This window comes from Kineococcus sp. TRM81007 (assembly GCF_022669155.1).
GTDB lineage: Bacteria > Actinomycetota > Actinomycetes > Actinomycetales > Kineococcaceae > Kineococcus.
Genome location: NZ_JALBVB010000053.1, coordinates 103946 through 112505 on the forward strand (window position 1 = coordinate 103946; position 8560 = coordinate 112505).

The window sequence follows — 8560 nt, forward strand, 5'->3', positions numbered from 1 at the left end:
ACCGGCCCCTCCCCGCAGGGCCCCGGATCAGCCCTCGCGGGGTTCGCCGCCGGGTTCGCCGCCGGGCTCCTCGCCGCTGGGGCCGTCCAGCAGGTCGCGCAGCGCGGCGTCCATCTCGTCCTCGTCCCGGCGCGGTCCGCCGCTGAGGCGGCGCTCGACGAACCCGGCGACGTCGTCGAGGTCCTCGGCCGTCGGCAGGAGGTCGGGGTGGTCCCACACCGCGTCGCGGGCCGCGCGGTCGCCGCGCGCCAGCAGCTGCTCCCACAGCGCGGCCGCCTCCCGGGCGCGGCGCGGGCGCAGCTCCAGGCCGACCAGCACCGCGAAGGCGTGCTCGGCGGGACCACCGGTGGCGCGGCGCCGGCGCACGGTCTCGCGCAGCGCCGCCGCGTGCGGCAGGACGCGACCGGCGGCCTCGTCGGTGACGTGGTCCACCCAGCCCTCCACCAGGGCCAGCGCCGTCTCCAGCCGCACGAGGGCGACCTTCTGCGCGGGGGTGCTCTCCGGTTCGAAGATGCCCGACCCGAGGGCCTCCTGCAGCGACTCCGGGTTCGCGGGGTCCACCGAGCGGGCGGCCTCCGCGATGCGCTCGGCGTCCACGGAGATGCCGCGGGCGAAGGACTCCACGCTGCCCAGCAGGTGCGAGCGCAGCCACGGCACGTGCGCGAACAGCCGCTGGTGGGCGGCCTCGCGCAGCGCCAGGTAGCGGCGCACCTCGTCCAGCGGCACCTCCAGCCCCTCGGCGAAGGCGCTCACGCCCGCCGGCAGCAGCGCGGCGCGCCCGCCGGGGGCCAGCGGCAGCCCGATGTCGGTGGTGCTCAGGACCTCGCCGGCGAGGGTGCCGATCGCCTGCCCGACCTGCATGCCGAAGACGCCCCCACCGACCTGGCGCAGCATCGCGCCCGCCGAGCCGAGCATCGCCGCCATCTCCGGCGGGGCCTGCGCGGCCATCGCCTCGCCCATGGCGTTCGCCACGTTCGTGGCCACGGGCTCCACGAGCTGGCGCCACACCGGCATGGTGCGCTCGACCCAGTCGGCGCGGCTCCACGCCTCGGGCGTGGTGGGGGCCTGCTCGAGGTCGGTGACGCCGTCCAGCCACAGGTCCGCCACCCGCAGGGCGTCCTCGACGGCGCGGCGTTCCGCGTCGCCGGGGGTGGGGTCGCCGGCCTGCGCGGCGGCCTGCCGCGCCAGGTCGTGGGCGACGTCCCAGTTCACGGGCGCGTCGGAGGGCGTGGACAGGAACTTCTGCAGCTGCGCGAGCACCTGGCCCATGAGCGCCGGGTCCAGCGGGCCGTCGCCCAGGCCGGGGATCCCGCCGGGGAAGCCGCCGGGCAGCCCCGGGAACCCGCCGGCACCGGCGCCGCCCTGACCGCCGAGGCCGCCCAGGAGCGGGCCGAGCAGGTCCTCCAGGGGGTTGCCGCTGCCGCCCTGCCCGGGGGCCTTGCCGGGCGTCCCGGAGGGCCGGAAGCCGGGCTGGCCGTCCCCGCCCTGCTCGGGTTCGGCGCCGGAGGCGCCGCGCTCCTCGCCCTGGGTCTCGTCGTCCCGGCCGTCGTCGGGCCCCTGGGGGTCCTGGTCGCCTCGCTGGTCCACGGTGATCCTCCGCATCGTCCGCCGGGTGCGGACCCATTCTGGCCCTCCCTCGGGGACAGCGACGAGCGGCCGCCCGGCGTGGTTCCGCCCGCACCCCCGTGATCGCCCCCGGCGAACGCGCGGCGGGGCCCGCGGCCGGCGGGGCCCGTAGGGTGCTCGCGTGCCACCCGCGACGTCGCCCGAGCCCGAGCCCGAGCCGGGCGGGGTGGGCGCGGAGCGTCGCGGCGCCTCCCCGCGCGGGGTGCTGCTGGCGGTGTCGTCCTTCTGCGCGGTGGCGCTGGTGGCGCTGGTGGGCGTGCTCGAGGTGCCGTACGTCAGCCTCAGCCCCGGCCCGGTGCGCGACGTGCTCCCCGCGGCAGGCGAGCAGACCGGGGGGCAGGGCGGGGCGCAGGGGGACGAGCAGGTCCTCGTCGAGGTCTCCGGGGCGCCGACGTACCCGACCGACGGCAGCCTGGACCTGACGACGGTGTCGCTGCGCGGCGGGCCCGGTCTGGAGCAGTCGCTGTGGGAGGCGCTCGTGGCCTGGCGCGACCCGGACGTGTCCGTGGTGCCCCGGGAGCTCTACTACTCCCCGCGCACGACGCGGGAGGAGGCGGACGCCGCCAGCGCCGCCGAGATGGCCGGTTCGCAGGAGGCGGCGGAGGTCGCCGCCCTCACCGAGCTGGGCATCGACGTGACCGCGAGGACCACCCGCCGCGTGCAGGAGGTCGCCCCGGCCGCCCCGGCCGCCGGCGTGCTGCGCCCCGGCGACGTCGTCACCTCCGTGGACGGTGCCGAGGTGACGGACTTCGAGGCGCTGAAGGCGGCGGTGAGCGCGCTGCCCGCGGGCGCGGAGGTCCGCCTGGGGATCACGCGCGGCGGCGAGCCGCGCGAGGTCACCACCAGCACCTACGCCCCCGAGGGGGAGACGCTGCTGGGGATCGTGCCGGACGTCGAGTACGACTCCCCGGTCGAGGTGGACATCGCCATCGAGGACATCGGCGGGCCCAGCGCGGGCACGGTGTTCGCTCTGGCGGTGGTGGACCTGCTCACCCCGGGTGCCCTGACCGGTGGCGAGCACGTCGCCGGGACGGGGGCGATCCGCGCGGACGGCACGGTCCTGCCGATCGGCGGCCTGCGCCAGAAGGTGGTCGGGGCGCAGCGCGCCGGGGCGGAGTGGTTCCTGGCGCCGGCCCAGGAGTGCGGGGAGGTCGCCGGTGTCGCGCCCGAGGGGATCACCGTGGTGGGCGTGCGCACGCTGCACGAGGCCCGCACCGCGGTGGAGGCCATCGGTGAGGGCCGGGGCGCCGAGGTGGCCACCTGCGCGCAGATCGCCACCGCCGGCTGACCCCCCGCCCCGGCCTCACTCCTGCAGGGTCGCCTGCAGGGCGCTGACCAGCCCGGGCACCAGGTCGGCGCCGGTGGCGACCTCGCCGTCGGAGTCCTTCGAGCGCGAGCGCACGGCGCACTCGTGGCTGCCGTCGCGCAGCACGCCGACGGCGATGCGCACGTCCTCGGCCAGCGGGTGCGCGGCCAGCGCGGTCGCGCGGGCCTCGTCGTCGGCCGGGGTCGCGGCGCGCACCTCGGTCTCGGCGTCCGGCGGCACGAGGATGCGCTCGACGACCAGCGCGGCACCGTCGACGCCGTGCGGCCAGGCGAGCTGGCCGAGGAGCTCGTCGAGGTCGGTGACGTCGGGCAGGCCGTCCTGCTCCACGGAGGTCAGGTGCCCGGTGTCGGCGCGCGCCTCGGCCACGACGTTCTCGGGCAGGCGCTGGGCGAGCTGCGGGTCGCGCTCGAGCGCGTCGGCGGTGCGGACGAGGGCGAACAGTCGCAGCGGTGCACCCCACCCGTCGGTGGCCACGTAGCGCTCGATCTCGGCGACGGTGCGCCACAGGGAGCTGGATGCCGGGGCGGGTGCGGTGGTGGGCGGGACGGGCTCGTTCACGGCCCCGATGGTGGCACGCCCCCCGGTGCGCCCGGCCACCGCGCGCGCGTCCGGGGAACGCCGTACCCCCACCGGGGGACGGGCGGCCGAGGGGTGCGCGAGGGGGCCGTGCGGGGCCGCCGGGCGGGGCGAACGGTGACGGTCAGGTGACGTTCCGCACGTCCGGGCACCCGGTCGGCCGTCCGCGCGTTGCGTGGTCGTGAGCTTTCCTTCTCGCCGCCCCCCGCGGCCGGTGCTGCGACGTCGACGTCGCGGTGCAGCGCTGCCCACGGTGCTCGTCCTGGCCGGCCTCGTCGTGGCCGTCGTCATCGGTGCCCGCATCGCCACCGACGTGTGGTGGTTCAGCCAGCTCGGCTTCCTGCCCACGTTCACCACGAAGCTGTGGCTGCAGCTGGCGCTCTTCGCGGTGGGTGCGCTGCTGCTCGGCGCGGCCGTGGCCGTGTCGCTGACGATCGGCTACCGCACCCGGCCGGTGTACGCGCCGATCTCCACCGAGCAGGCGGGCCTGGACCGCTACCGCGAGTCGCTGGAGCCGCTGCGGCGCCTCGTCGTGGTGGTGCTCTCGGTGGCCGCGGCCCTGTTCGGCGGCTCCGTGGCGATGAGCCGCTGGGAGTCGCTGCTGCTGTGGTGGAACCGCACCTCCTTCGGTGAGCAGGACGCGCAGTTCGGTCTCGACCAGGGCTTCTACGTCTTCACGCTGCCGTGGCTGGCCTTCGTCGTGAGCTTCCTGTCGGCGGCGGTGGTGCTGGCCGGCCTGGCGGCGCTGGCGACCCACTACCTGTACGGCGGCCTGCGGCTGGCCGGCGGCGGGCCGCGCACGACCCGTGAGGCCCGGATCCACCTGGCGGTGCTCGCGGCGCTGTTCCTGCTGCTGCGCGGCGCGGGCTACTGGCTGGACCGCTACGAGGTCATGGTCAGCGAGTCGAGCAACATCCGCATCGACGACGTCGTGGGTCCCTCCTACACGGAGGTGCACGCGGTCCTGCCGGCCAGGGCGATCCTGGCGATCATCGCGGTGGTCGTGGCGCTGCTGTTCGTGGCGGCGGCGGCGGGCGCCTCCTGGCGGCTGCCGGCCATCGGCACCGGCCTGCTGGTGGTCAGTGCGATCGCGGTCGGCGGCATCTACCCGTGGGCGGTGCAGCGCTTCCAGGTCAACCCCAACCGGCAGGCGCTGGAGGCCGAGTTCGTCGGCAGGAACATCGAGGCCACCCGTGACGCCTACGACCTCGCGGACACGGAGACCACCGACTACCAGCCCGACACGACCGTGACGCCCGGCCAGTTGCAGCGGGACGCCGAGACCATCCCCGGCATCCGCCTGCTGGACCCCAACGTCGTGTCCACGGCGTTCCGCCAGACCCAGGGGCAGCGCAACTACTACGCCTTCCCCGACCCGCTGGACGTGGACCGCTACCGGCTCGACGAGGACGGCAGCACCCAGGACACCGTGATCGCCGCCCGTGAGCTGAACCTCGACGGCCTGAGCGACTCGCAGCGCACCTGGGTCAACCTGCACACCGTCTACACCCACGGCTACGGCGTCGTCGCGGCCCGCGGCAACGAGCGCGCCCCCGACGGCCGCCCGTCGTACTTCGAGGCCAACATCCCCTCGACGGGTGAGCTGGGCGAGTACGAGCCGCGCATCTACTTCGGCGAGCAGACGGACACGTACTCGATCGTCGGCGGCGGCGACCCGGTGGAGATCGACTACCCGGACAACTCCCCGGAGGGGTACGCCCGCACCACCTACACCGGTGAGGGCGGCGTGCCGGTGGGCGGGCTGCTGCGCAAGGCGGTCTACGCCCTGAAGTTCGCCGACCAGAACATCCTGCTGTCCGACCAGGTCAACCCGGACTCGCGCATCCTGTACGACCGCACCCCGCGCGAGCGCGTGGAGAAGGTCGCGCCCTGGCTGACCCTGGACGGCGACGCCTACCCGGCCGTCGTGGACGGGCGGGTCCTGTGGATCCTCGACGCCTACACCACGTCCGCGTCCTTCCCCTACTCCTCGACGACCCGGCTGGGCGAGGTGACGGTGGACTCCCTGACGCAGACGCAGAGCGTGCAGGCGCTGCAGGACCGCACGGTGAACTACGTGCGCAACTCGGTGAAGGCGACCGTGGACGCCTACTCGGGCGAGGTGACGCTGTACGAGTGGGACGACACCGACCCGGTGCTCCAGGCGTGGATGGGTGCGTTCCCCGGCGCGGTGGAGCCGCTGTCGGAGATCAGCGCTTCCCTGATGGCCCACCTGCGCTACCCGCAGGACATGTTCAAGGTGCAGCGCGAGGTGCTGGCGCGCTACCACGTCACCGACCCGCGCTCCTTCCTCACGGGGCAGGACTTCTGGGAGGTGCCGGCCGACCCGACCTCCGAGGTGCAGCAGGGCCAGCAGCGCCCGGCGCAGCCGCCGTACTACCTGACCCTGGAGATGCCCGGTCAGGACGACCCGGCGTTCAGCCTCACCACCACGTACGTGCCGACGTCCAACAACCGCGGCGCGAGCAGCCAGATCATCACCGGCTTCGCGGCGGTGGACTCCGACGCGGGCACCACGGCGGGGGAGAAGAGCGAGGGCTACGGCACGATCCGCCTGCTGGAGCTGCCGCAGTCGTCGGTCATCGCCGGCCCGGTGCAGATCCAGAACGACATCCAGTCCAACGCGGCGGTCGCCGAGCAGGTGCGCCTGCTGAGCCTCGGCCAGGGCTCGGAGGTCATCTACGGCAACCTGCTGACGCTGCCCGTGGGCGGCGGGCTGCTGTACGTGGAGCCGATCTACGCGCGCAGCACCGGCGACAACTCCTTCCCCCAGCTGCGCAAGGTGGTGGCGGTGTTCGGCGACCAGATCGCCATCGCCGACACGCTGGACGCGGCGCTGGACGACGTGTTCGGCGGGGACTCCGGCGCGACCGCCGGTGACGAGGGCGTCGCGCCCGTCGACGAGACACCCGCGCAGGACGGCGGCCCGTCGCCGGAGCCGACGCCCAGCCCGTCGCCGGGCGCCCCGGCGCCGGTGGACGGCGACCCGCAGGCGCAGCTGCAGGCGGCGCTGACCCAGGCGCGCGAGGCGATCGAGGCGTCGGCGGCGGCACTGGCGCAGCAGGACTTCGCGGCGTACGGCGAGGCGCAGGACCGCCTGCGGGCGGCGGTGGAGGCGGCCACGGCCGCGCAGGAGGCGCTGGAGCAGAACGCCTCCGGCGCCGCGCAGGACCCGGCGACGCTCGGCGAGGAGCCCGCCTCCTGACGTGCCGGCGGGCCCGGATCGGCAGGTCCGGGCCCGCCGTGTCACCTCGATTTGGCTCGGCGTCCACGGTGACGTAAGCTCGTCTCATCGACGCGGGGTGGAGCAGCTCGGTAGCTCGCTGGGCTCATAACCCAGAGGTCGCAGGTTCAAATCCTGTCCCCGCTACTCGTGAAAGGTGAAGGCCCCGGACCGACTGGTCCGGGGCCTTCGTCGTGTCCCGGCAGTGCGTCGCCCCGAGTCCTGGAGCGACGGGTCGTGTGGACGCCGGGTGTGCATCTGCGCGATCCGCTCCCTGCTCGTGATCGCGGCTGCTGCACTGAGACGGTGAAGCGGGTTCCCCTCCTCGTCGCCGTGGCGCTGAGCGCCGTCGTGCTCCCGGCGTGCGGTGGCTCACCGGGCGACACCCTGGCGCCGGGGGCCGCCACGGTCGACGCCTCCACCTCGCCCGAGGACGTGGTGCGCACCTACCTGGGGGCTCTGCAGGGAGGTCACCAGGCCGCAGCGGCGTCCCTGACGACCCAGCCGTACTCGGGGCGCGACCAGTGGGCGGCGGACCCGCCGACGATCGAGGACGTCGAGGTGTCCGAGGCGATCACGCAGCCGACGACGGGTGCGGAAGGTGCAGCGGGTGAGGGCCACGCGCAGGAGCACGCGCAGGCGGTCTTCGTGCCGGTGACCTTCGAGCTGCACGGTGCGGACGTGAGCATGCCGGACGGTCCGACCGCCTGGGGCTACCTCCTGGTGCGCGACGGCGGTGCCGAGGCGTGGCGCATCGCCGACGCGGGCAGCGCATGACCAGCTGCGAGCGGGGGTGGAACGCCCCGCGCGGTGTTCAGCCGGTGCCGTCCAGCTGCGCCAGTCGCGCTGTCTCGTCCCGGATGAGCAGCTGCTGTCCGGGACAGACCGGTCCCGCCAGTTCGATGACCCCGCCGCCTTCGCAGGTCACGTGGACGGGCCCGTCGAGGCAGTCGTCGGTGTGGATGACGCCGCCGCCGCCGGAGGTGACGTCGCCGAGGTCCTCCTCGGCGAGCTGGACCGTGACGGTCGTGGAGGCGTCGTTGGAGTAGGCGATCTGCCCGCTGCCGGAGCAGCCGGCGGTGCCCAGGAGGCCGCTGGCGAGCAACGCCCACGCTGTGCGCTGGTTCCTGGGGCTCCTGGCGTCCACTGCGGGCCTCCTCGGTGAGCAGCGCCGCCCCGAGCTCAGCTGAGCAGGGTGCGGACGCGGCACGACCGACTCGGACCCCACCACCGGCTCTTCGGGGAAGCCGCTCCCCGGACCCGCCGCACTCATCGGCACCACCCGCCGGCGAGGTCGCGAGGCCCCCCGTTCGACCCCGCCCGTGACACGGAAGGGAGCCGTGTGCGGGTGGTCGCTGCGCAGCTAGCGGCTCGTGCGAACGGTGACGAGGAAGTCGGTGCTGTCCGAGGTGATCACCTCGCCGGTCCAGGGGTCTTCCAGGTGCCCGTCGTCCTCGGGGTCGAAGCCGCGCAGGGCGCTGCCGCTGGGCACGCGGAGGATCGGCCGGCTCGCTCCTGCGTCCTGGACGACGTGGATGTCGCTGACTCGTCCCTTCACCCGCTCGCTGGTCCCGCGGTCGTGGTGGCTCTCGATCAGTCGCACCCGGCCGTCCGGCTCCACGTGGTGGATGCAGTCGAAGGTGACGACGTCGTCGCGTTCGATGGCGGCCCCGCAGCACTCGTGCTCCCGGTCACCCGCTTCGACGACGATGTCCACGGTGAGGATCGTGTCAGCTGGTGGCTGGTCGAGCGGCACCAGTTGCGCGAGTCGGGTGCCGCGGCCGCCT

At 74.8% G+C, this 8560-nt stretch carries 7 protein-coding genes and 1 tRNA gene; 4 read left to right on the forward strand and 4 right to left on the reverse strand.

The annotated features are described in order from the left end of the window. Nucleotides 1–27: 27 nt before the first annotated feature. Nucleotides 28–1587 carry a zinc-dependent metalloprotease gene (locus MN205_RS12015; protein ID WP_242127535.1) on the reverse strand — a complete coding sequence of 520 codons (1560 nt, stop codon included), beginning with the start codon at nt 1585–1587 and terminating at the stop codon, nt 28–30. A gap of 160 nt (nt 1588–1747) precedes the next feature. Here MN205_RS12015 and MN205_RS21890 point away from each other — a divergent pair, with 160 nt between their 5' ends. After that, entirely contained in the window at nt 1748–2914 is a 1167-nt protein-coding gene (locus tag MN205_RS21890; RefSeq protein WP_242127537.1) for a PDZ domain-containing protein, read from the forward strand. A 15-nt stretch (nt 2915–2929) separates the two neighbouring features. Here the strand turns inward: MN205_RS21890 and MN205_RS12025 are convergent, their stop codons facing one another. Beyond that, nucleotides 2930–3511: a PPA1309 family protein gene (locus MN205_RS12025; protein WP_242127539.1), complete on the reverse strand. Its 582-nt coding sequence runs from the start codon at nt 3509–3511 to the stop codon at nt 2930–2932. A gap of 199 nt (nt 3512–3710) precedes the next feature. Between MN205_RS12025 and MN205_RS12030 the strand changes: the two genes are divergently transcribed. From MN205_RS12030 to MN205_RS12040, 3 genes are all read left to right on the forward strand, one after another. Continuing rightward, complete coding sequence (locus tag MN205_RS12030; protein ID WP_242127542.1) at nt 3711–6755, forward strand: UPF0182 family protein; 3045 nt, start codon at nt 3711–3713, stop codon at nt 6753–6755. Nucleotides 6756–6846: 91 nt separating this feature from the next. Beyond that, nucleotides 6847–6920, forward strand: a tRNA-Met gene (locus tag MN205_RS12035). 159 nt (nt 6921–7079) lie between these two features. Continuing rightward, nucleotides 7080–7550 (forward strand): hypothetical protein, encoded by a 471-nt coding sequence (locus tag MN205_RS12040; RefSeq protein WP_242127544.1) that lies wholly within the window; start codon nt 7080–7082, stop codon nt 7548–7550. Between the two features lie 37 nt (nt 7551–7587). Here MN205_RS12040 and MN205_RS12045 read toward each other — a convergent pair whose 3' ends face one another. Both MN205_RS12045 and MN205_RS12050 read right to left on the reverse strand, forming a co-directional pair. Continuing rightward, a complete protein-coding gene (locus tag MN205_RS12045) occupies nt 7588–7920 on the reverse strand; it encodes a hypothetical protein (RefSeq protein WP_242127546.1) in 333 nt (110 codons plus the stop codon). 216 nt (nt 7921–8136) lie between these two features. Further along, a partial coding sequence (locus tag MN205_RS12050; protein WP_242125867.1) for a hypothetical protein occupies nt 8137–8560 on the reverse strand: 424 nt, incomplete at its 5' end.